27 protein-coding genes are annotated in these 21,602 nt (G+C 36.4%); 4 read left to right on the plus strand and 23 right to left on the minus strand.

The genetic code is table 11. From position 1 onward, the window contains the following. Positions 1-12 precede the first annotated feature (12 nt). The gene (locus CVD27_RS29090; RefSeq protein WP_142384101.1) at positions 13-168 is read right to left on the minus strand and encodes a YjcZ family sporulation protein; all 156 of its coding nucleotides are present in this window, start codon (positions 166-168) and stop codon (positions 13-15) included. A gap of 112 nt (positions 169-280) precedes the next feature. Here CVD27_RS29090 and CVD27_RS14030 point away from each other — a divergent pair, with 112 nt between their 5' ends. Beyond that, a complete protein-coding gene (locus CVD27_RS14030) occupies positions 281-877 on the plus strand; it encodes a DUF502 domain-containing protein (RefSeq protein WP_101648536.1) in 597 nt (198 codons plus the stop codon). 43 nt (positions 878-920) lie between these two features. Here CVD27_RS14030 and msrB read toward each other — a convergent pair whose 3' ends face one another. Together msrB and msrA are read right to left on the minus strand one after the other, a co-directional pair. Next, the gene (msrB, locus tag CVD27_RS14035; protein ID WP_101648537.1) at positions 921-1,352 is read right to left on the minus strand and encodes a peptide-methionine (R)-S-oxide reductase MsrB; all 432 of its coding nucleotides are present in this window, start codon (positions 1,350-1,352) and stop codon (positions 921-923) included. Further along, positions 1,342-1,833 carry a peptide-methionine (S)-S-oxide reductase MsrA gene (gene msrA, locus CVD27_RS14040; RefSeq protein ID WP_374703076.1) on the minus strand — a complete coding sequence of 164 codons (492 nt, stop codon included), beginning with the start codon at positions 1,831-1,833 and terminating at the stop codon, positions 1,342-1,344. Before msrA ends, msrB begins: the two co-directional genes overlap by 11 nt. 213 nt (positions 1,834-2,046) lie before the next feature. Between msrA and CVD27_RS14045 the strand changes: the two genes are divergently transcribed. Then, positions 2,047-2,799 carry a DUF4397 domain-containing protein gene (locus tag CVD27_RS14045; RefSeq protein WP_101648539.1) on the plus strand — a complete coding sequence of 251 codons (753 nt, stop codon included), beginning with the start codon at positions 2,047-2,049 and terminating at the stop codon, positions 2,797-2,799. Between the two features lie 25 nt (positions 2,800-2,824). Here CVD27_RS14045 and CVD27_RS14050 read toward each other — a convergent pair whose 3' ends face one another. The 3 genes from CVD27_RS14050 to CVD27_RS14060 form a co-directional block, all read right to left on the minus strand. Further along, complete coding sequence (locus CVD27_RS14050) at positions 2,825-3,403, minus strand: YpmS family protein (protein WP_101648540.1); 579 nt, start codon at positions 3,401-3,403, stop codon at positions 2,825-2,827. Beyond that, on the minus strand, positions 3,404-4,234 hold the full coding sequence (locus tag CVD27_RS14055; RefSeq protein ID WP_257984364.1) for an SGNH/GDSL hydrolase family protein: 831 nt from the start codon (positions 4,232-4,234) through the stop codon (positions 3,404-3,406). A gap of 146 nt (positions 4,235-4,380) precedes the next feature. Beyond that, positions 4,381-4,959, minus strand: a complete 579-nt coding sequence (locus CVD27_RS14060; RefSeq protein ID WP_101648541.1) for an SCO family protein — start codon at positions 4,957-4,959, stop codon at positions 4,381-4,383. 224 nt (positions 4,960-5,183) lie between these two features. Between CVD27_RS14060 and CVD27_RS14065 the strand changes: the two genes are divergently transcribed. After that, complete coding sequence (locus CVD27_RS14065) at positions 5,184-6,074, plus strand: MBL fold metallo-hydrolase (protein ID WP_101648542.1); 891 nt, start codon at positions 5,184-5,186, stop codon at positions 6,072-6,074. Positions 6,075-6,156: 82 nt separating this feature from the next. On the opposite strand, the gene tatC is transcribed toward CVD27_RS14065, so the two are convergent. From tatC to CVD27_RS14105, 8 genes are all read right to left on the minus strand, one after another. Further along, positions 6,157-6,909, minus strand: coding sequence for a twin-arginine translocase subunit TatC (tatC, locus tag CVD27_RS14070; RefSeq protein ID WP_101648543.1), 753 nt, complete (start codon positions 6,907-6,909; stop codon positions 6,157-6,159). 87 nt (positions 6,910-6,996) lie between these two features. After that, a complete protein-coding gene (gene tatA, locus CVD27_RS14075) occupies positions 6,997-7,191 on the minus strand; it encodes a twin-arginine translocase TatA/TatE family subunit (protein ID WP_101648544.1) in 195 nt (64 codons plus the stop codon). Positions 7,192-7,489: 298 nt separating this feature from the next. Further along, positions 7,490-7,984, minus strand: coding sequence for a dihydrofolate reductase (locus CVD27_RS14080; protein WP_101648545.1), 495 nt, complete (start codon positions 7,982-7,984; stop codon positions 7,490-7,492). Beyond that, on the minus strand, positions 7,981-8,775 hold the full coding sequence (locus CVD27_RS14085; RefSeq protein WP_101648546.1) for a thymidylate synthase: 795 nt from the start codon (positions 8,773-8,775) through the stop codon (positions 7,981-7,983). Before CVD27_RS14085 ends, CVD27_RS14080 begins: the two co-directional genes overlap by 4 nt. A gap of 82 nt (positions 8,776-8,857) precedes the next feature. After that, the gene (locus tag CVD27_RS14090) at positions 8,858-9,436 is read right to left on the minus strand and encodes a TerD family protein (RefSeq protein WP_101648547.1); all 579 of its coding nucleotides are present in this window, start codon (positions 9,434-9,436) and stop codon (positions 8,858-8,860) included. A gap of 93 nt (positions 9,437-9,529) precedes the next feature. Beyond that, positions 9,530-10,144, minus strand: coding sequence for a TerD family protein (locus CVD27_RS14095; protein WP_101648548.1), 615 nt, complete (start codon positions 10,142-10,144; stop codon positions 9,530-9,532). Positions 10,145-10,176: 32 nt separating this feature from the next. After that, on the minus strand, positions 10,177-11,280 hold the full coding sequence (locus CVD27_RS14100; protein WP_101648549.1) for a toxic anion resistance protein: 1,104 nt from the start codon (positions 11,278-11,280) through the stop codon (positions 10,177-10,179). 3 nt (positions 11,281-11,283) lie between these two features. After that, positions 11,284-12,921: a YceG family protein gene (locus tag CVD27_RS14105; protein ID WP_101648550.1), complete on the minus strand. Its 1,638-nt coding sequence runs from the start codon at positions 12,919-12,921 to the stop codon at positions 11,284-11,286. 214 nt (positions 12,922-13,135) lie between these two features. Between CVD27_RS14105 and CVD27_RS14110 the strand changes: the two genes are divergently transcribed. Beyond that, entirely contained in the window at positions 13,136-13,381 is a 246-nt protein-coding gene (locus CVD27_RS14110) for a hypothetical protein (protein ID WP_101648551.1), read from the plus strand. Here CVD27_RS14110 and CVD27_RS14115 read toward each other — a convergent pair. The 9 genes from CVD27_RS14115 to CVD27_RS14155 all read right to left on the minus strand — a co-directional run bounded on the left by CVD27_RS14115 (position 13,371) and on the right by CVD27_RS14155 (position 21,576). Next, entirely contained in the window at positions 13,371-14,192 is an 822-nt protein-coding gene (locus CVD27_RS14115; RefSeq protein WP_101648552.1) for an HAD family hydrolase, read from the minus strand. The genes CVD27_RS14110 and CVD27_RS14115 overlap by 11 nt on opposite strands. Next, positions 14,189-15,310, minus strand: a complete 1,122-nt coding sequence (locus CVD27_RS14120; protein WP_101648553.1) for a cysteine protease StiP family protein — start codon at positions 15,308-15,310, stop codon at positions 14,189-14,191. Before CVD27_RS14120 ends, CVD27_RS14115 begins: the two co-directional genes overlap by 4 nt. A 171-nt stretch (positions 15,311-15,481) precedes the next feature. Next, positions 15,482-16,831 (minus strand): phosphoribosyltransferase family protein, encoded by a 1,350-nt coding sequence (locus tag CVD27_RS14125; RefSeq protein ID WP_180960283.1) that lies wholly within the window; start codon positions 16,829-16,831, stop codon positions 15,482-15,484. Beyond that, positions 16,782-17,969, minus strand: a complete 1,188-nt coding sequence (locus tag CVD27_RS14130; RefSeq protein ID WP_101648554.1) for an HpcH/HpaI aldolase/citrate lyase family protein — start codon at positions 17,967-17,969, stop codon at positions 16,782-16,784. Before CVD27_RS14130 ends, CVD27_RS14125 begins: the two co-directional genes overlap by 50 nt. Positions 17,970-18,045: 76 nt before the next feature. Then, a complete protein-coding gene (locus tag CVD27_RS14135; protein WP_101648555.1) occupies positions 18,046-18,822 on the minus strand; it encodes a TerC family protein in 777 nt (258 codons plus the stop codon). Between the two features lie 81 nt (positions 18,823-18,903). Next, positions 18,904-19,485 (minus strand): TerD family protein, encoded by a 582-nt coding sequence (locus tag CVD27_RS14140; protein ID WP_101648556.1) that lies wholly within the window; start codon positions 19,483-19,485, stop codon positions 18,904-18,906. Between the two features lie 87 nt (positions 19,486-19,572). Next, the gene (locus CVD27_RS14145) at positions 19,573-20,166 is read right to left on the minus strand and encodes a YpjP family protein (protein ID WP_101648557.1); all 594 of its coding nucleotides are present in this window, start codon (positions 20,164-20,166) and stop codon (positions 19,573-19,575) included. A gap of 148 nt (positions 20,167-20,314) precedes the next feature. Continuing rightward, positions 20,315-21,091, minus strand: coding sequence for a class I SAM-dependent methyltransferase (locus CVD27_RS14150; RefSeq protein ID WP_101648558.1), 777 nt, complete (start codon positions 21,089-21,091; stop codon positions 20,315-20,317). A gap of 50 nt (positions 21,092-21,141) precedes the next feature. Then, positions 21,142-21,576, minus strand: coding sequence for a BrxA/BrxB family bacilliredoxin (locus CVD27_RS14155; RefSeq protein WP_101648559.1), 435 nt, complete (start codon positions 21,574-21,576; stop codon positions 21,142-21,144). Positions 21,577-21,602 lie beyond the last annotated feature (26 nt).

Here is a 21,602-nt window from a genome sequence, read left to right on the forward strand (position 1 = left end):
AGCCTTTTCTTTTTAATAATTCCAGCTAGCGCCGATAATAATTAACAAAATAAACAATACAACAATTAACGCAAATCCGCCGAAGCCAAAACCGCATCCACCTACAGGATACGCAGGATAACCACAGTGGCCATCAAATCCATAACCATAACCATGATACATAAACATTCACTCCTCAATTTTTTGTTTCTTTTCATAAGTACTTTATGAACTAGATACTTGACCTGTATGTGCATTCGCCTATATTATGAGAGACAGTGATATTTTTGTAGGTGATAGGATGAAATCAGTATTAAAGAATTTTATTAATGGCATTTTAACCATCGTGCCAATTATTCTCGTTATTTATGTTATTTACAAAACCTTTCTATTTTTGGACGGTATTCTTGGCAATTCATTAAGACCATATCTTAAAAATGATTACATTCCTGGATTTGGCCTTTTAACAACCATAATCCTAATTACCCTGTTAGGATGGATGTCTACTAAATATATAACCGGGAAAATTATTAAAATAATCGACCGCCTCCTTGAGAGAATTCCAGTTGTTAAAACCATCTATTCCGTTATTAAAGATACTGTACAATCCTTTCTTGGGGAGAAGAAAGCTTTTTCTAAAGTCGCGTTGGTGGTCATTCCAGGAACGGGGATGAGAAGCATTGGGTTTATTACATCCGAGGATTTAGAGGACTTTTATTGTCCTTTAAAAGAGCATGTAGCCGTCTATATTCCGCAAACCTTTCAAGTGGCGGGATTTACCTTCTTAATCCCTAAGGAACAGGTGGAAATTATTGATGTGAAGCCTGAAGATGCAATGAAATTTGTCCTTTCTGGCGGGATGACGTCTACTTCAAAACAAAAATCGAATGAAATTTAATGGTTTTAACATGAAAAGGGCGTCCATAGCTTGGACGTCCTTTTTATTTTTCATTAAAGAGCTTGTTAAATTCTCCGTAGCCTTCTTCTTCGAGCTTTTCTTTTGGAATAAACTTGAGTGCCGCTGAGTTGATACAATAGCGTAAGCCCGTTGGCATAGGGCCATCATTAAAGACATGTCCTAAATGAGAATTAGCCGTTTTACTTCTTACCTCCGTCCGAATCATAAAATGACTATAATCCTCTTTTTCCACTACTTCTTCCTCTTGAATCGGTTTGGTAAAGCTTGGCCAGCCGCAGCCTGCATCAAATTTATCTAGGGAGCTGAATAATGGCTTTCCAGATACAATATCAACGTATATTCCGTCTTTCTTTTCATTCCAATATTCATTTCTAAACGGCGGCTCTGTACCATTATTTTGAGTAACCTCATATTGTATAGGCGTTAATTCTTTTTTCAAATCCCTATTTTGCATGTTTGTCCCCCCAGTGTCTTTCAATAAACCCAGCACGGCCTGAACCTATATGGTATGACTCATAATGGGCACGATTTTTCTTATAATAGTGCTGATGATATTCTTCAGCAGGATAAAAGGCCTTCGCGGGGAGTATGGGTGTCACAATCGGTTTTGAAAAACGGCCGCTTTCCTCCAGAAAGTGTTTAGATTTTTCGGCAAGTTCTTTTTGTATTTCATTATGGTAAAAGATTGCCGTCTGGTACGATTGACCACGGTCGTAAAATTGGCCGCCGGGGTCGGTAGGATCAATTTGCTGCCAGAATAATTCCAATAATTTTTCATACGGAAATACCTCAGGGTCAAAAGTGATTTGGACGGCTTCATAATGTCCCGTGGTATCGGAGCATACTTGTTGATAGGTTGGATTCTCAACCGTTCCCCCTGTATATCCAGACACAACCCTTACTATACCTGGTTGTTCATCAAACGGCTTAACCATGCACCAGAAACAGCCGCCGGCAAAAGTTGCTAATTGATGTTTATTTTCCACGTTTCCACCCCTCTTTTATTTACATTAAAGTATACCGAATGTTTTTTCAAAAATAAACTTTATTGCCCCTCTCTTCTCATGGTCCTTCCTTCGTATGATTACGAACACTAGACACATACCTATATCCGTTTGAATAAATTAGGTTGTAAGGAGTTGATAAAAGTGTCTGAAAAAAGAAAACAAACGGATTATCTCCAAAAAGCAACCATGTATGATTTATTAGCTCAGCTTTATAAGTACACTAACCCCCACTTACACATACATTTCTACCTAAAACATTATAAATACATGAATAAAGCAATGAACCTAATGAGATCCCCTGCTCAAGCTGAAAAAGGAGAAGCACAAATACGAATTCTGCATACATCGCCTGATTCCCCGAACATTGATGTTTATATAAATGGGAACTCTGTTGTAAAGGATTTAGCTTTTAAACAAGTCAGCCAGATCCTACACTTAAAAGCTGGAAAATATCACATTGATATTTATCCGGCCGGAAATATGGTTGATAGTGTCTTAAATAAAAAAATAACCATCGAGGAAGGAAAATCATACACCTTAACCACTATTGATTCAGTTAACAAGATGCGGTTATTGGTGTTTCTAAACCAACCGGAAGTTCCTGAAAATGAAGCAAAGGTTCGTTTTATCCAGTTATCTCCGGATACAGCTGCACTTGATATTGCTGTTAAAGATCGGGACGTAATTTTCCCTAAGGTTTCATACAAACAAGCAACCGAGTATTTAGGATTAACTCCAATGACGGTCGATCTAGAAGTAAGAACAGCAGGAACTAAAGACATTCTATTACCGTTGCCAAAGGCAACTTTTAGACCTAATGAAAGTTACACCCTTATTTTATTAGGATTATCAAAGAATACACCCGAATTACAATATATTTATATTAAGGATTAAAAAATAGGTGTCCTAAATCGGACACCTATTTTACTGGGACTAATATTGTAAAAGCAATATCGTCCTTTTTTAAATTAAATTTATCAACCTTAATTTTCAAATCACTTTTAAGCTTTAACTGGGTCATATGAATATAGACTAGATGATCATTTGGTCTAATTTCAACACCTTTTGGAAGCTTATAGTTCTCACTTATAAAGTTTAAAACGTACGAAATGGGTAGATGCAACTTTCCGACTGACATCGACTTTTGTTTTAAGATTAAATCGCCATTTTTTTGTGCCGATGGCTCAAATGTTAATTTCAATTTTAATTTTTCACTAAAAAAAGGAAGTGTTCCATATAATTCCACCTCATCTCCCAATAGAACCCTATAATCTATAGGGGAATCGGCAGCTTCTTCTTTCAGATAATGATTAATAAGTCTATTTAAGTCATACTTATTTGATTTAACATGAAAGGATACATAGTCCTCGTTAGAAATGTTAGTTTTAATGGGTTCCGTCTCTTTTATTGGGGCCATAACTAACGAAAAAAGAATTATTGCAGCTATTACAATGATTCCTGTTAAAGTGAGAAATCCCAGTTTCCATTTATTCTTCATTTAATTCTCCTCAGTACTAACCGTATAAGCCTTTTTCACGAGATTAGGCAATACCTGTTCATCTAATGTCTCATTCAGCCTATGGGCAATTAGTTCATATCCTTTGTTATTAGGATGAAAATTATCAGTATACAAAATATCTTCTTTTGCATTAATAAAAAGATCTTCAATCGAAACAAAATAGGAATTTGAGTATTGGTTTACAACGCTTTGACCTGCTTGGTTCCACTCAGCAACAATTTGATCCATTTCTTTAATATCGGAAAAGTATTTCGAAAAGGGGTTATACACACCCACTAACACAATTGACACGTTGGGGTTTTCAGTAATAATCTCATTAAAAATTTGTGTTAAGTGCTTTCGATAGGATTCTTTTTCCTCAAGAAAATCAGATACCTGCAAGTTTGAGATATTTTCTTTCACAATTTTCATGATATCGTTTCCGCCAATAGTTAAAATCACCATATCAGCACTTTTTATAATGGGCTTAATTTCCTGTGTTTTGAGTCTTTTTAACAACTGTGTCGTACGATTTCCCTTTACACCAAAATTATAAAAATCAACCTCTTGAATGCCTTTATCATTTTCCAGCATACTTTTAAGATATGGCAGATAACCACCTTGGTCTGTACTATCCCCTACTCCTTGCGTTAGTGAATCACCTGCAGATAAAATGGTTATTTTTCGAGGAATAAAATCAGCAGGTATTGGTTCGAAAACTTGTGCAGCAACTTTCTTCTCCGGATGAAGCACTAATGGATTGGAAGGACGGCAAGAACATAATAGCACTATTGAAAGAATTAGAAGGGGGAAAAACTTTTTCAACTCCATTCACCTGCCTTCTAAGTAACTTATTTCCTCAGTTAGCAAACTAAGAGGGGCACTATACTGTTTCTTTATTATAACACGACAATAAATATTCAAAACAAATATGTACTTTAACCTTTTCTTGTAAAAAAAAATAGACCAATAAAGGTCTATTCCAATGTTTTAATATCATTAATAATCTCTTCATAAGGAACATTTTTAAAACCGCTGTATGTCTTTTTAATATGACCATCCTTGTCTACTAAGTAAAGAAAGGTTTGATGAATCACCTGATTTCCTTCCTCAGGTTTTTTGACAATAGTCTTGAAGTTTTGCCCAGCAAATTTCTCAATAAATTCTTGTGAGTATCCAGTCAGGAATGTCCAATTTTTAAAATTCACCCCAAATTGGTTGGCGTAGCGTGTTAAGACTTCAGGAGTATCGACAGTAGGGTCCACACTAAACGAAACTAATTCAACATCCTTCAGATTTTCTTCTTTTAATTTCGTTTGGAGCTTTACCATATTACTAGTCATTGGAGGGCATACATCCGCGCAGCTTGTAAAAATAAAAGCGGAAACCCAAACCTTTCCTTTTAAATCTTTTAGTCCTAATGGCTTGTTTTGCTGTGTAGTCGCTGTGAAATCATTAATTGGCCAATCTACAGCATTCTCAATTTCTTTTTTTCCGCATGCTGAAAGTATTAAAGTAAAAACAAGAACTAATAAAAGCAGTAAACGATTCTTCATCCAATCACCTACAATCTATTTCTTTACTATTTCGTACCTAGTTTAGCAAAGTTGTCGACAGGTTAAAAGTAAACAGCATTTATATTCACAGCTATCTCCTTCCTGCCAAGTAATTATTTAAATAGGAGGAACTTCACCTATTAATGATTTGAAAATTATGATATTATGAATGAGCATTCACTCGGTTTATTAAAATATATGCGAAATAAATGTGAGGTGAAAAAATGAACCGAATTGGTCCTATCATCATTTTAGAAGGCGTCAATTTGAGTAAAGTTCCTTATTCCAGAAGTCTTTATCTCGATTGTTCTGAAAAGGTCTTAATTGATACTGGTGCAGAGGATAAAGTTCTTAAAAGTATCGAGAAAGAGTATGGAGTCCAATTAATCTTAAATACCCATTACCATCCTGATCATACCTTGCATAACCACCTTTTCAAAGATATTACCAAATGGATTAACCCAATTGAGTATGAATCCTCGCTCACCATTGAAGGTGTTGCAAGTGTGAATGGAGTTTATCAGGAGTGGGGTCGAGAGGGTGTTGAAAGATGGAAAAAAACCCTTCCGCAAGAATGGGTGAAAAACCTCGGTGAAATTTCTGGAGCATACCATTATGATGAAGAATATCAATTCGGCAATGTAAAGGTACAATTTTTACACACACCAGGGCATACAAGCGGATTTTCATGTCCCTACTTTTCCGAATTAGGGGTAGTATTTACTGGTGATTATGACATGACCACGTTCGGACCATGGTACAATGGAACCGATGGAGATATTGATGATTTTATTGCCTCTGGTAAACGCCTGTTGACGCTAGATGCTGATACCTACATAACCGGGCACCAGAAAGGTATTTTTTCAAAAAAAGAATTTATTAAAGCAATGAATTTATTTCTGGCAAAGATTGAACAGCGTGATGAACTAATTGCAAAATATGTACAGCAAGGGATGAACTTCGAGGAATTATCTTGTATAGGTGTCTTTTATCCTAAAAAAAGCTTGGAAAACCCCATCCTAAAAACTTGGGAGCGAAGCGGTATTCGTAAACATTTAAATAGACTTGGCTTTCAAGTATTGGAATCCGATAAAGAGGTAGTAAGATTAAAATAAATGGATGACTCCCAAGAGGATCATCCATTTTCTATATACAAAAAGACCTTAAAAGCTAGCAGCCCTTAAGGTCATTACTTATTTATGCTTCTATAACTTCTTCCTTTTCATCGTCAAGTTCCTCATCATGCTGATTTTTCAATTTTTTCCGGTAAACGAACTTGGATAGATTAATGCTCACCTCATAAAGTAGTAATAATGGTAAAGTTACCACAAAATCAGACATAAAATCTGGAGGTGTAATAACAACTGCGATAATAATTAGTACAAAATAAGCGTATTTTCGAATTTTAGCTAAAACAAACGGGTTAATGATTCCAAGAGAGGTTAAAAACATAACCACTACAGGTAATTCAAACAAAACTCCGAATGGAAGGGTCATATTCAAGATAAAACTAAAATATCTTTCCGCAGTGAAATTTGTTACAAACATATCTTGACCAATGTTTACTAAAAAGTTAAGTACCATCGGAAAAATAACAAAATAACCAAATGCTAGGCCCAAAATAAATAGAATAAACAAGGCCGGAACATATGTAACTGTTATCTTCCGCTCATTTGGTCTCAATGCAGGCCTGACAAATAACCATATTTGTAAAGCTAAAACAGGGATTGTTCCAGCAACCGCTACAACACCAGCAAGCATGAAATAAATCCACATGATATCACTTGGTCCAAGAACAAGCAGTTTGGTACTCCCAACAAACCATTTATAGATATCGTCAACATAGATAAATCCAACCATAAAAAAAACGACAAAGGCCAAAGCCGAAATAATAATTCGCTTACGCAATTCTTCCAAATGATCTACTAAGTTCAATTCTTTATCTTCCATGGTACTTCCCCTGCCATTAACATGTTTTTACGCATCCATATAGGTATAAACTTCGTGAAGAAAAGGTGCAAGATAGAATCTTACACCTTATTTAGTCAAATTTTTCTTTTCATCTTTAATATCTTCCATTACATCATCCGTTAGCTCACGGGTTGATTTTTTAAATTCTTTTAAAGTTTGTCCAAAGGCTTTACCGATTTCAGGGAGTTTCTTTGGTCCAAAAATAATTAGTGCAAGCGTTAAAATCAAGATTAATCCGGGTACTCCGATATTAGAAAACATGGATTTACATCCCCTTCGAATGATGTTGTTTATTACTACTATGATTATAGTATTGAAAAAACTCTTTGCGTTAATTATCGTTAATAATTCATAGTTATTTCACAAAATTTGATAAAAATTCATTGAAAGTGATATTTAGCATTTTCACCAATTATAGTTAATCCTATAGACAATTTAACAATTACAACCGCTTAAGTCAATGTTCTAGTAATTAATTAAATATTTTAAATATTTTATATACTACTAAGTCTGCACTGTACAATAGAAAAAGTATCAGTAAAAACTGATACTTTTTCTACTATAGGTTATTTTTTCGGTCGTATATTCTAAATTCATAATCATATGGATTCTTTTCATCTTTAATTCCTTTTTCTATCGAAGTTAAAACCCAATCATCCTGATTAAAATGTGGAAAAAAGGTATCTCCATCAAAGGTTTCTTCAATATAAGTAATATATAATCGATCTGCAAAAGGGAATGTTTCCTGAAAAATCTCAGCCCCGCCAATGACAAAAATTTCATCATTCTTATTTTGACTATTCGTCACAAACTCATCGATCGAGTAAAATATGGTACATTCTTCACATTGATAGCCAGCCTGCCTAGTAATAACTATATTTTCCCGGCCTGGCAATACCCGGCCAATTGATTCATGAGTTTTTCTGCCCATTGCAATTGGATGTCCCATCGTTACTCTTTTAAAAAACTTTAAGTCTTCCGGTAAATGCCATGGGAGTTGATTGTCCTTACCAATCGCCCCATTTTGATCCATTGCCACGATAAATGAAATCATACACTGACAACTCCCTTAATGTGTGGGTGGGGGTCGTATCCCTCTAAGGTAAAGTCATCATATTGGAACGAAAAGATATCTTTCACGTTAGGATTGATTTTCAAGGTTGGCAAAGCCCTTGGCTCCCTTGCTAATTGCTGTTTTACCTGCTCGAGATGGTTCTGGTAAATATGGACATCTCCAAAAGTATGAATAAATTCCCCCGGTTTTAAATCACAGACTTGAGCAATCATTAACGTTAAAAGTGCATATGAGGCAATGTTAAATGGGACGCCGAGAAATACATCCGCAGAACGTTGATATAGTTGGCATGATAACTTTCCATCTGCTACATAAAATTGAAACAAGCAATGGCATGGTGGAAGTGCCATATCGTCAATTTCAGCGACATTCCAAGCATTTACTAGTAATCTGCGGGAATTAGGGTTAGTCTTAATCTGTTCAATTAATTCGCTAATTTGGTCTACTGTCCTTCCATTAGCCCCTGTCCAAGATCGCCATTGGTGGCCATAAACAGGTCCTAATTCACCATTTTCATCCGCCCATTCATTCCAAATCCGCACACCATGTTCCTGTAAGTAGCTTACATTTGTATCTCCTTTTAAAAACCAAAGCAATTCATGAATAATTGATTTAAGATGCAGCTTTTTCGTCGTAATAAGAGGGAAACCTTCCTCTAAATTAAATCTCATTTGATAGCCAAAAGTACTAATGGTCCCTGTACCGGTACGGTCACCTTTTATATTGCCATTAATAAGAATATGTTCGCACAATTGTAGATATTGTTTCAATTAAGACACTCCCTGTTATTCATATTTCTACATTGTAACATGAAAAGCTGCCAGTGATGATGGCAGCTTTCGAATTAATATGTTAAACTTCTAAACCGAAATTCCTGCAAAGAGCTGCTAAACCGCCAGCGAAACCACTTCCAACTGCATTGAATTTCCAATCACCATTGTGACGGTATAACTCGCAAAAGACAACAGCTGTTTCCACTGAAAAGTCTTCACCAAGATCAAACCTTAATACTTCACGTCCCGTTTCCTCGTCAACCAAGCGGACAAAAGCATTTGAAACTTGTCCAAAGTTCTGGTTTCTTGCTTCGGCATCATGGATTGTGACGGTAATGGCGATTCGCTGAATAGGAGAAGGTACTTTACTAAAATCAATTTTGATTTGCTCATCATCGCCCTCCCCTTCACCAGTACGATTATCGCCTGTATGTTCAACTGCTCCTGAAGGATGAATCAATTGATTATAAAAGATAAAATCACTTTCCTGGTTGACTCTGCTGTTAGCATCGGTTAAAAAAGCAGAGGCATCCAAGTCAAAATCAGACCCACCATGATAATGGTTCGTATCCCAGCCAAGACCGACAATCACCTTCGTTAATCCAGGATTCGTTTTCGTTAAGTCTATTCTTTGTCCTTTTGATAAGTTAATTCCCAAAAAAATCACCTCAAGCCAAGCTTTTTTAGATAAAAAGCCAAAAATATTCCGTTGAACATAACAGTCGCAGCGCCTAGGATAATGTTACATTTTTTAACTATAAGAACGAACGACTTCACTTAAGTTCGCTGCATTCGTTCCACTGCCGATAGCAGCAAACTTCCACTCATTACCATGTCGATAAATTTCACCTGTCACAAGACAAGTAAGCCCGCTATAGTTATCTGTTAAATTGTAGTGGAGCAATTCTTGGTTTGAATTAGGATTTACCACCCTGATAAACGCATTTTTAATCATACCAAAATGCTGTTTTCTTTTCACACAATCATATATATTGACTACGAAAACAAGTTTTTGAATGTTTGCTGGAACACGGCTAAGGTCGATCATAATTTGTTCATCATCCCCGTCTCCATCTCCAGTTAAGTTATCACCTGAGTGCTGGACACTGCCATCATTACTTCTTAAATTCCCAAAATAAATAACATCTTTATTGTTTTGTAATTTATCATTCGCCCCAAGCATAATGACGGAAGCATCACAGTCTACATTGGCATTACTAGCCCCGCCGCCAAATAAGCCTCCGAATAAGCCGCCTCCGCCGCTGCTTTGCACTGGATCCCAGCCTAAACCTACCATAATTTTAGTTAATCCCGGATTTCCTTTTGTTAAATCAACCCGTTGACCTTTTTGTAAATTAATTGCCATTTCAATCACCCCATTAAAATATTTGAAAAAGATTAAGATTGTTTTAATTTTTTAAAGTTCTCTTGTAACTGCTCCAGACGTTTCGTACCTTCTAAACGAAGACGTTTATTTTCTTCTTCAATGGCACGTGTTTCCTGCATCCCTTTGATGATAATATTCCAGGATTCCTCAATGGTCTCGATTTTAATGCTAGGTCCCCCCGCAAGTCTTGCGATATCAGTGCTTTGCTGAGAGATGTTCTGAGCATTTCTTAACAGCATTTCATTCGTCCTGCGATCAAGTTCGCTCATCGAATCGGCTACCAGCTTTTGCCTTTTTGCAGCAACAGCTTGGATTAAACCATTTTTAAAAATAGGAATGGTTGTCACAAAGGCAGAGTTAATCTTACCAATAAGCTTTGTATTTCCTCTTTGCAATAATCGAATTTGAGGTGCTGTCTGAAGTGCAACCATCTTGGCCATTTCTAAATCATATATTCGCTGTTCAAGCAGTTCAATTGAATTCTTTAGTGAATCCAACTGCATAGAGGAAAGCTGATCACCTTGAGAAACACGAGCCTCGAGCTGTGGAAGGTTGTTGGTCTTCAATTCTTCTGCTTTTAATTCGCCGGCAACAATGTATTTTTCAAGCGTTAAATAGTATTGATAATTTTGTTCATACATTTGTTCCAACATATTGGTGGCATCGACCATTTCGTGCTGATATTTAGAAATCTCCACATAAACCTTGTCGATTTCGGAGCCCATGGTCTGATACTTGCCAAACAACTTTTCGACCATTTTTTCGCCCTTTTTGAAAAGCTTGCCAAACAGCCCCCCTGAAGTCTTTTGGAAATCCTTTGCATCAAATTTATCCATTATGCGGCCCAGATGTTTCAATAGTTCACCTGAGTCTTCTACTTTCGTTGTCCGCATATTGCTTAGGATTTGATCGGAGAAACGGGATATTTGTACTGCCGGCTCTTTTCCAAACTCTAATATTTGAATTTGATCGCGCTCGTCAATGGTTCGGGCTAAATTTTGAATTTCCGGTTCTTTACGTAATGCCAGTTTTATATCTGATACTTTTGTGTCAGTTAGAACATCATCAGTTGAAACAGGTGTTAAACCATTTGATGGATTTGGTGGTAAGTTCACTGTTTAATCTCCCCTTAAATTTTTTAAGATTCCTTGAAAAAGCCCTTTTTTAAAAAGCGATGGTTCCTTAAACTCCAAATCAAACACCACTTCATCAAGCCAGTGCTTATCAAATAATCGTTCATCGACATAGTTTTCGATATCATTATGGCCCGGAGGATTGTACAAAATGAGATCAATCCCAAATTGATTAAGAAGCAAAAGCAGCGCTGCATCAGACCTTGATAGCGTTCCAGTCGATTCGTTATTGTAAATAATTAATTTAGGGACTGCTTGAGAATAATCAAATCTCTCCATTAACTGAATGACATTCTTAGGCATAAACATTGCCTGTGTAAACAGATATATTTTTACTTCTTCGCTGGTTTCCGCCGACATCGGCTTTAATCCTGGTATTTCACAAATTTTCCCAATGGCATGTGCAATCCCTTTTTGCAGTCCTGATGCTAAAAAGGAGTAGGGCCAATAATGTGATTGCATAACTTTCTCCCCACTTACAAGACCATCCCTGCCAAGAGCGTTCCGGTAATGGTAGCGAAAATCACTAGTACTCGGATTCGTGAATGGCAGCCTTTTTATAAGCAAGCAATGCTCTAAATGACTCATGGTTTGAAGCCGATCCCAATATTCTTTTCGATTTTTACTTACTCCTTGGATTTTAGCAAATATCGACGGGATTCTCACTTCACCGTCCCTCACCGAAAAATCCGGCCGAATCATAGCCCTTTCTTTTGCAAGTATAAACAACTCATCATACGTTGTTTTTAGAGTAATGGAAGATGGAGTATAGTCCCGTAATTGCCATGGCTTATAAAGTCCTGACCCTTCATTATTCAGGATGGACTCAATCTCCTTTGATGCCCTGTAAGCAACGGTTGTTTTCCTGCTGCGCTTTTCCTTAGGGAATGCCTCAGCCTGCTGCTTATTTGGATAATGATAGGTGAATATCTGGTCCTGACCAAGACCCGATAAAATATCGCTTCCTTCCGGATGGAAGATAATAAGATCACAACCTAGCATGATTAAATAAAATAAAAAGTATTGATGACTTTTTTTAAAGTCGCCATACCATAAAAATTTAGGCATAGCTACTTGAGGGTCAGCCTGTTTTAACAATGGTTGTAAATGGTTTTGCGACCATTTTACAAGATCTACAAGAACTCTTCTTAGATCATGATTTTTCAAACCATTTGTTTCGCGGGCAGAAAATAATTCAAGCGTGCTAATCATGGACTCTCTTAGTTTTCGGTGAATGACAGGCACTTTTGATTTTAATAAAAGCTTTTCACCATCAAGAAACGCAGTGAAACGGTTGATTGATAGCTTCTGTTCATTATTAATATTTATGACCTTTTGAATGGCTTGAAAGTGAGTATTTTCTATTGTTTTATCCAGCGAATCCTGACTTAAGAGTTCGAGTTTCCATTCCGGATTATGGACATAATCAAACAGCTGGTTATAATACTCATCCGCGTCTATTGGGACGCCTAAAAACTTTCCAATTACTTGTCCAATCTGAATCGCTCCATTTTCCACTGAATAATTAGGCCGTTCTGGCAGCGACTTTTTTAGCATGCCCTGCCAATTTTCGAATGAAAGGGAGACAGGATGGACGTTTAACTGATTTAATGTTGGATACATTCATAATCCCTTCCCTCTAAAAGCGAAGCTAGTGTCAACGTCTAGAAAATTATGTAAGGTTTCCATTTCATCATATCACAGTTATTTCATTGGTTCATTTGTTTATACGAAAGAGAACTAAATTTGTTTCATTTTTGATCATTTTCCCGCATTTTTCACGTTTTTTCATGTCCCTACATATTAATGGAGTACTCATACTAAGTAGGTGACTCAAATGAGATTTTTATATAAACGGCCAAGACTGGATCAGGTTTCTGAAGAATTAGAAACTTTAATGGAAGTCATGGTTTCTGATCTTTTTATCTATTTAGATTTATTTGTATTTAGCTTTATCTTTACGTTATTCCTTTCTCCAGTCATCCCATCATTAACCATGGTCATTCTGTTTTTTCTAGTATCCTATAGTTTCTTTAGCGCTCTCTATTATTTTATCATTAGTAAAATAATGATTAATAAATAGGATTAAAATGTAACAGCTTACAGACTTGTTGAATAATCTCTTCCCCGGCACTGACACCACTGTTTTTTGTAATAATTGAAGATTCATCTTCAAAGGCTACTGTCCCTAGATGTCTGGCGAGCTCACCATGGTTGGGTATAAAGCGATAATGACAATCCTTTAAGAAATCCCAATCAAGAAGGGAATCACCTGCTCCAACAACGGCTTTCCCCCCTTCTAGTTTACAAATATAATCTAGGGCATTTCCTTTACTAATCGCCTTAGGAACGAAATAGAGCTTTCTCCCTTGAAACGAAATCCTCCAGCCATTTTGGGAAGCTAATTGTTCTATTGATTTTCTTTCAGATTCAGATGGGAGGCAATTTAATATATAGTAGAAAAACCATTCCTCAGCTTGTTTTCTTTCCCCAGCTAAACGGATGCCTTCCCGGTACAAAATAGATAACAGTTCCACTTGCAAAACAGACTCTTGCTTGAGATGTTTTTGAATATGGTTTGACCACTCCATTATTGGCTGTCCTTGCAAAAGAATATTGGCTCCATTTGAGGTAATTGCATACTTTATTCGAATATCTTCAGGAAAAATAACAAACCGTTTGAACTGTGCGGTTGTCCTTGTTGTTACAGGTATGAACAAACTTGTACTTGATAGCTCTTTTAACTGGATATATGCGTTCTCGGTCATATAAGCTACCCAGTTGTTACCCTTTTTTTCAACTGGTGTCAATCTCCATCCTTCAGGCTTACCCAGCTCTTTAATTGCCCGTTCTGAATATATTAATGTTCGGTCAAGGTCTGATGCAAAAATCATAATTGCATCCCCTTGACCTTTTTAATTAGACCACAGCATAAATACTTCATATTTGGATAGACCTGAACTTCTACTCCTTTTTCTTTGGCTAGCATAAGGATATGTTTAACAAATGGGCTAGATGGGTCACGCATTAAAATTTTCCAAGGCACCCTTCGAAGCAGTACCCTTGTCGTTTCACCAACACCCGGTTTAATAAGATGAGTATGATCGATCGAAAATTCCGCTTGAATTTTTTTTACATCTTCCATTCCTAAATAGCCGGTTTCAATTTCTACATTTAACAGCCTAGAAGCCGAATCTTTTGCTTCCTTGGCTACAACAGCAAATTCATCCGAAATCAAATCTATAAATTCCTTTGAAACATCTGACTCTAGAAGATCTTGGTAAAATTTTGCACCGTGAAAATCATTCTTACCTATATATATTTCATTTAATACCGTCCTGCTAACTAATCCAGAAACAGTCGAATTTAAACAAGCACTTGGAATCAAAAAATCCTCCCTCGTACCAAATAATGTGGTACAGTATCCTGGATCAGCAAGTACTGCAAGAGTATCGTCAAGCTTCCACCCATACTTATTCTCATAGTCCTGGCATGCCTTTATTAATTCTAATGAAATAGCTCCTTTACCAGTCCAGCCGTCTACAAATTGAATGCTCCCATTGGGATGCTCTTGCTGAATATAGTGAAGTGCATTTTCATCTATTCCTTTATCACGAATTATAGAAATACTATAGTGCGGTAAGCTGATTCCGTAATGAAGCTCTATATATCGTTTAATTAATATCCCTACTGGTGTGCCGGCCCTCGCAAGTGAAACAAGAATGGTATTTGGTCCCTTTAAATGAACAATTTGCTCAGAGACAATTCCCACACACAAAGCAACTTTTCGTTTATATTGCTTTAATGTAGTCCAGAAGACATCTACATAGTCTTTAGGCGGCTGGTATTCAATCGGCAGCGACTCGCTATAATGACTGCCAGATTGTATCTTTGTCTCCCGATTAATAGCAGTGTCCTCCAGCACGATGTTACTTAAATCCTTTAATAGAAATAAAACATCATTCTCATGATAGGTTCCGATCTTTGCTGGCTTATGGATTATTTTTTGCATTCTATTCACCTCTGTCTTTTGAAAAGGCTCTTTTCGTAAACTTTGTTGCTTTAGGACTTTAATAAGGGGCATTTACTAAGTTTCTAGGCAATTTTCGCATATGTTCGCACGAAAAGATGCCACGAAGCATCTATATTATCGGGTTGAAGTACTTATACGAAATATAATAATCTATGCGAAAATAGCCCTTGAAAAAAAGACAATTTTTATAGTTTGAAAGGATAATTTTTTAAATTCTTCAAGCATTGGCCTTAACCTTTTTTCAGAAACTTCCCTTTCGAAAAAAATAAATAATTCATCATAATAGTTAGGAGGAATATTGTAAACAAAGTGAGTAATTTCCTCATCGTCCGGATTAGGAAAAGTTACCCCGAACCTAGCCCCATATCCATCTACATTTTTAATATAAATTGGACTTCTAGTCGTAGATTGATAATAGACATCTTTGCCGATTTCAGCAGCTAATTTCATTGGAAGATACATAAATTCTCCAGTTCCTATACATAGCGTTCGCTTCCCCGTTCTTTTTTGCCTTATAAATTCAGCAGCATCGGAAATTCTCTCATGAACTACTAAATTTTCAGTGCTCTTTAGACCAAAACGTCCTGTTTCTTTAATGAAAGAGACTCCATTCATTTGTTCTTTAGAAGAATAAGAGGAGGATGTAAAATAACGATCAAGCTGTAAAAATTCCATATAAACCTCATGCTTGGATGTCCAAGTCTTTTTCGAAAGGGTTTCCACCTTATTTAATACCTGGATTTGCACTTGCCCCGATACTAAGCTGACTACATTTATTTTTATTCCTAATTCTTGCTCTAAATTAATAAATTTTTGTTGATCTTCCTTGGAACGCCAATCCAAAATACTTACTACTGTATATACTTGTCTAGGAAACTTTTCATGTATGGATTTAATAATATTTAAGGCTGTATTGCCTGTAGTAATTTCATCATCTACTAATATGATTTCGCGCTGATGATTAATCATCTCTACTGGAATATAACAGCGATGGGATGTTGCGTGGGAATGCTCTTCCTCAAACGTAATCACTGGTATTTCCCCGCTAATGTCCTCTCTCGTTGTATGAAAAAACTCAGCCTCCCGGAAACAATCAAAAAACCCATGACCAAGGGCAGTGGCCGTTTCCGCAAAGCCGATTATGACAGGATTGATGCTTTCTGGAATAAAGGGCAGGCTGTTGAAAGTACCACCCATTAGGAATAATGACCTCAATCTCTCTTTTTCTTTGCATTCTACACCCTTAATTTCTACATATCTTGAACCTAGCAGAGCAGCTATTAAGAGGCCTCTATGCGGTTCGATGGGTAAATGTTTCCCAAGCACTTTACTTACAAATAAAAAAGAGCGCTTTTTATTGATTCTGGCTGCCATTGTAAACAAATCGTTTATGGGAATATGATAGGGATTTTCTAAACTCTCTATTTCCACCTTTATTGAATCAAGGATGTTAAACGTATACTTCTTTTCTGATAAGGTCAATGTTTGTGTATTCTTCATGTAACACCCCGTATATTTGTGATTTTAATAATATTTTCTTTGCCCAAAAATAATGAGGTTTAACTTCATTCATTTTATTCTCAAAATTACTTTTCAAAACCCCATTATTTTCATCGAAAGCTTTTACTATATTGCAAGCATCGATAAATTCTTCATAAGAAACAACATTTAGAGCCTGAACGACCTTAATATGCGAAGGATGGATAATTGTTTTTCCTGTTAATCCATTGCTAATATCCATCAGAATTTCGCGAATGAGTCCATCCATATTCTCATTAATTAGTTTTGCTCTCCATTTAACTCCCTCATCACCATAGCGTTCGCGGAACGGAGTTTGCCGTAACTGCGGCTTTAACATTCTTTTTTTTGATGAAAAATATTCCCATACAGGACCTGAAACAACATATGGATTATTAAATCTTTGAAAAACATTTATAATATCAGAAATGCAATCTCTTAATACAGCAATTTCATAAACAGTTGTATCCATACTTCTTCGTATTCCGTATAAACCACAGAAATCAGTCGCACCTATTCGAACATTCAGAATATAATCCCTATATTGATCTAGTAAGGACTTAATTTTCAATAATTCTTCCATTCTGGTTTCTTTCTGAATGACCATAGCTGATTCAAGAATTGGCATAGCATAAAAAGGATGAGTTTCCGTATGAATATCTCGAACCAAATTTAAAAAGTCCCTGCCATTTTCGGCACTGAACTTAGGAATGACTACTCCAGTTAGGAGATTCAATGCATCTCCTAATTGTTCCATTAGTTGTTTCAATTGGTCGATATGTCGAATTCGAATAAACATGAGAGGTAAATCCTCATACTTCAAAAACCCTTTTTGACATTCAACCTGTAATCTTAACATTTCTCTAACAAGGGAATGTTCTGCTAAATGTAGTTCATTGTCTCCCACAGCGTCCTCCAAATCAATGACTAGTGAGGTCAAACCTTCATGCTTCTTTGAAAGTATTTCTTGATGGATATTTGGACGGGTAGCTGGCATATAGAGGGTTGCCCCTAAACCATAGGACAAAAGTTCACGGTTTGTATATTTGGTAAATGTTCCTGGTCTTTGAAAGAAGTACCGTTTAATTTCATCTTCATAAAAGTATGTAAAAAATTCCATAACCAGTTTCTCCTCTATAAATGGTAAAAAAGAGAGGGAAACAGACTTTCGTCAGCTCCCCACCCTTTAATAAATATTATGAATTATGTTCCTTGCTGCCTTCTTTTTTCTTATTATTATAGTGAACGATAAAAGTAGCACCAAAGGTAAGTAATAAGATAATAAAGAATGTAATATGTCCCATTTCAATATGAAATACTGCAAGAAGCATTTTGATTGCAATAATTAGAATTAAGATATAAGCTGTTGTTTCAAGTTCTGGCACTCGGTCAATCAGTGTTAAGAATACGCCTGCAACCCCCCGCATCATTAGCACACCAAGCATACCGCCAATTAATAAAACCCAAACCTCTTCACTAACCCCAAAGGCAGCCAGAACACTATCAACGGAAAAGGCAATATCCATCAATTCAACTGCCGCAACGGTTCCCCAAAATGTTCCAAATAAGCGAATTAAGAGGCCTTTTTGATTGATACCTTCCTCGTGCTGTTCTTCCTCTTCAGCACCTTTTCGCTTATCCAAGAAGTACTTAATGGATAGCCATGCCAGGTATCCAGCACCTAATATCTTTACCCACCAGAGTTTGATCAAGAACACACCGATACCAATGGCTATAAAACGGAAAACATAAGCACCTAATAAGCCGTAAAAAAGGGCTTTTTTTCGTTTTTCGGGTGGTAAGTGTTTAACCATTACAGCTAAAACTAAAGCGTTGTCTGCAGAAAGCAAACCCTCTAATATCACCAGAGTACCAATCAATCCCCAACTAACAGGATTTGTTAACACCTCTCCCCACATTTCCCAGTTAAAAAACTGTGAGTATGTGTCTAATATATGTTGTAAAACTGACATTAAAAGAATTCCTCCTAGTTTATGAACAAGATTTTGTAAAAAGACCCATCGTCACTGGGTCTTTTTATCTTTTTAAAATTATTAACCAATGGATAAACCAAAATCAGTTGCCAATGCAGCTAGTCCGCCTTGATAACCGCTGCCAATTGCACTAAATTTCCATTCACCGTTGTGGCGATATAATTCACCTACTACAATAGCTGTTTCAATCGAAAAGTCTTCACCCAAATCATATCGAATTAATTCTTCTCCAGTAGCCTCGTTAAAAATACGAGCATATGAATTGCTAACCTGACCAAAGTTTTGGTTTCTGCTATCTGCATCATGTATAGTAATTGTAAATGCAATTCTCTGAATATTTGCTGGAACAGCTGCCAAATTAATATTCACCTGTTCATCATCACCATCACCATCACCCGTGCGGTTATCACCTGTATGTACCACAGCACCACCCGCGCCCTGCTTATTATTATAGAATACAAAATCTGATTCACTTGTTACCTTTCCGTTCTCCCCAAGAAGAAATACGGATGAATCTAAGTCAAAATCATGTCCGCCATCATATTTATTTGTGTCCCATCCTAGTCCAACAACAACACTTGTTAATCCAGGATTTGTTTTTGTTAAATCAACTTTTTGCCCCTTTGATAAACTCACTGCCATTTTACATTCCTCCATTTAAGGTAATAGTTTATTTACGAGTCTCTCTTAAAAAGGTTTCATTTCTTAAAAAAATTTTTTCGAAACCTACTAACTCATCCATTTGGGCGGGGTGTTTTTAGCCCAATAAATGGAGCCCAATTCATGATGACCTTGGAAATCATCGTGATAAGTATGATAATGAAAATTAAACCAGTATCCTGCCTGCGGCGGATTGTCACGTCTGACATGGAAACGTAAGATATCTTTCCCAGAAACACTATCTTTTATATTAAAAATTTTTTCCGAATGTCCAGCACCAGGGTGTTCGGTTATGGTAAGATTCCTTACATTATCTTCTGGAAACTGAGCAGTTGTTTCCTCTAAAGCCCTTTCAATATTTGGAAAAATAATTTCCCGGAATTCATTTTCGATTACTGGCTTAATTCTAGTCCCAAATTTTTGGTAAGACTGATTCTCTGCCTGCTTAATTAAATCTTGAATAAAACTTTCTCTATTAAACTCTGATTCTTCTAAAAATCCATTCGACTGGACGAAGTTTCTTTCGGGAGCTGCAGCTTCAAAACTATCACGGTCATTAATTTTTTCAGCATTCACTTGATTTATTAATTGTGATGGCGTAATTAGCCCAAATGTTAAAATGGATATAGTGACAAAAAGTGATTTACGAAGCCACTTGTTCATTCTTAATTCACACCCTTATTAAAAGAGATTCTTTTATATTAAAGTTTCTTATAAAATATTATACTTCATTTTTTAAAAAATGGAAAAATCAGTTTATCCTATTCTAAACATTACTGTTAAAAAAATAAAAAAACTGAAAGGACGGCTTTCAGTTTTTTTCAATCACTCCAAAATGAAATTTTGCGGTTTTTCTACGCAGGACTTGAAACCCATATTTTTCAAAGCGCTGACTTTTGTAATGGTCTTTGATGACTACTCTTAATTTTGCTACTCTACTTGCTTCATTAACCATTTCATCGTTCAAATCATCATGAATAGCAAAATGGCCTAAAGCTTTTATCCCATCTGATTCTAGAATGGTTTCTTCAAACATTGGATCCAAGTAGACGCAATCAACAGATGCATCTCCTTGTCTTATTAAATAATCAAGCGCTTCGGATTGTATAACGCTGACTCGATTCATTGCCTCATTCATTTCTGTAATTCCGGAATCCCATGATTGAAGCCCTCTTTCAACAATAAAAGCTAAGTATTTTTGACCTTCTAAACCAGTTACCTTACCTTCTTCGCCCACTAAGAAACTTGCAACAATCGTATCTGATGCTAGACCAAGTGTACAGTCAAGAACAGTCATTCCGTTAGTAAGTTTGGCCGCATCTACAAATGGGTCAGATTCTCCCTTTATCAGCCGTTTGATTCGAAACATAGCTGAATTCGGGTGAAAGAAAAAAGGCTCTGAACTGTTTTTCTCAAAAAGCTCCAATCGTTCTTTTCCTATTACGATGCAATCGCCGTCAGCTTGTTGCTGGATAAGTTTAATTGATTTTTTCTTTCTGGGAAGATAAGGGACATGTAAGTACCCAGCTATTTCCATCGCCTTCTTTATCATTTCCTCGCTTGTTCTACCGGCCGTTGTCACAAACATTTCATCATCTCTTCATATTTAATAAAAAAAGGACGTCTATTGACATCCCATTAGCAATGAGCTTCGAATGAGCTCAGCAGGTTTTGCATTACAGCTTCCATTGGCATGCCTTCAATATCATGTCTAGGAATAAAATGAACTACTTTTTTATCTTTTACTAATGCCATTGATGGTGATGAAGGCTCAATTCCTTCGAAGTATTCACGCATTTTAGCTGTCGCTTCTTTATCTTGTCCAGCAAAAACTGTTACTAGGTGCTCTGGTTTTTTCTCACTATTTAACACAGCCTGAGTAGCAGCAGGACGAGCTAAACCTGCGGCACAACCGCATACAGAATTAACAACCACAAGCGTTGTACCATTTGTTTTCTCCATAAAATCCTCAACTTCTTCAGAAGTTTTAAGCTCCTCGAAGCCAGCTCGTGTTAATTCTTCCCTCATTGGTAAAACCATTTGTCTCATATATTCTTCGTATGCATTTGACATTTATATCTTCACTCCATTTCTTCTAT

Source organism: Neobacillus cucumis, assembly GCF_002860255.1.
Classification (GTDB): Bacteria; Bacillota; Bacilli; order Bacillales; family Cytobacillaceae; genus Neobacillus; species Neobacillus cucumis_A.

What these genes read in the sequence shown, in the direction of transcription:
- tatA (WP_101648544.1), bottom strand. Translation starts at nt 7,191, where the DNA reads ATGTTTTCTAATATCGGAGTACCCGGATTAATCTTGATTTTAACGCTT.
- CVD27_RS14135 (WP_101648555.1), bottom strand. Translation starts at nt 18,822, where the DNA reads ATGTCAGTTTTACAACATATATTAGACACATACTCACAGTTTTTTAAC.
- CVD27_RS14050 (WP_101648540.1), bottom strand. Translation starts at nt 3,403, where the DNA reads ATGAAGAATAAATGGAAACTGGGATTTCTCACTTTAACAGGAATCATT.
- CVD27_RS14065 (WP_101648542.1), top strand. Translation starts at nt 5,184, where the DNA reads ATGAACCGAATTGGTCCTATCATCATTTTAGAAGGCGTCAATTTGAGT.
- CVD27_RS14055 (WP_257984364.1), bottom strand. Translation starts at nt 4,234, where the DNA reads ATGGAGTTGAAAAAGTTTTTCCCCCTTCTAATTCTTTCAATAGTGCTA.
- CVD27_RS14150 (WP_101648558.1), bottom strand. Translation starts at nt 21,091, where the DNA reads ATGTTTGTGACAACGGCCGGTAGAACAAGCGAGGAAATGATAAAGAAG.
- CVD27_RS14155 (WP_101648559.1), bottom strand. Translation starts at nt 21,576, where the DNA reads ATGTCAAATGCATACGAAGAATATATGAGACAAATGGTTTTACCAATG.
- CVD27_RS14080 (WP_101648545.1), bottom strand. Translation starts at nt 7,984, where the DNA reads ATGATTTCATTTATCGTGGCAATGGATCAAAATGGGGCGATTGGTAAG.
- CVD27_RS14140 (WP_101648556.1), bottom strand. Translation starts at nt 19,485, where the DNA reads ATGGCAGTGAGTTTATCAAAGGGGCAAAAAGTTGATTTAACAAAAACA.
- CVD27_RS14145 (WP_101648557.1), bottom strand. Translation starts at nt 20,166, where the DNA reads ATGAACAAGTGGCTTCGTAAATCACTTTTTGTCACTATATCCATTTTA.
- CVD27_RS14110 (WP_101648551.1), top strand. Translation starts at nt 13,136, where the DNA reads ATGAGATTTTTATATAAACGGCCAAGACTGGATCAGGTTTCTGAAGAA.
- CVD27_RS14060 (WP_101648541.1), bottom strand. Translation starts at nt 4,959, where the DNA reads ATGAAGAATCGTTTACTGCTTTTATTAGTTCTTGTTTTTACTTTAATA.
- CVD27_RS14120 (WP_101648553.1), bottom strand. Translation starts at nt 15,310, where the DNA reads ATGCAAAAAATAATCCATAAGCCAGCAAAGATCGGAACCTATCATGAG.
- CVD27_RS14030 (WP_101648536.1), top strand. Translation starts at nt 281, where the DNA reads ATGAAATCAGTATTAAAGAATTTTATTAATGGCATTTTAACCATCGTG.
- msrA (WP_374703076.1), bottom strand. Translation starts at nt 1,833, where the DNA reads ATGGTTAAGCCGTTTGATGAACAACCAGGTATAGTAAGGGTTGTGTCT.
- tatC (WP_101648543.1), bottom strand. Translation starts at nt 6,909, where the DNA reads ATGGAAGATAAAGAATTGAACTTAGTAGATCATTTGGAAGAATTGCGT.
- CVD27_RS14130 (WP_101648554.1), bottom strand. Translation starts at nt 17,969, where the DNA reads ATGGAATTTTTTACATACTTTTATGAAGATGAAATTAAACGGTACTTC.
- msrB (WP_101648537.1), bottom strand. Translation starts at nt 1,352, where the DNA reads ATGCAAAATAGGGATTTGAAAAAAGAATTAACGCCTATACAATATGAG.
- CVD27_RS14115 (WP_101648552.1), bottom strand. Translation starts at nt 14,192, where the DNA reads ATGATTTTTGCATCAGACCTTGACCGAACATTAATATATTCAGAACGG.
- CVD27_RS14125 (WP_180960283.1), bottom strand. Translation starts at nt 16,831, where the DNA reads ATGAAGAATACACAAACATTGACCTTATCAGAAAAGAAGTATACGTTT.
- CVD27_RS14105 (WP_101648550.1), bottom strand. Translation starts at nt 12,921, where the DNA reads ATGTATCCAACATTAAATCAGTTAAACGTCCATCCTGTCTCCCTTTCA.
- CVD27_RS14095 (WP_101648548.1), bottom strand. Translation starts at nt 10,144, where the DNA reads ATGGCAATTAATTTACAAAAAGGTCAACGGGTTGATTTAACAAAAGGA.
- CVD27_RS29090 (WP_142384101.1), bottom strand. Translation starts at nt 168, where the DNA reads ATGTTTATGTATCATGGTTATGGTTATGGATTTGATGGCCACTGTGGT.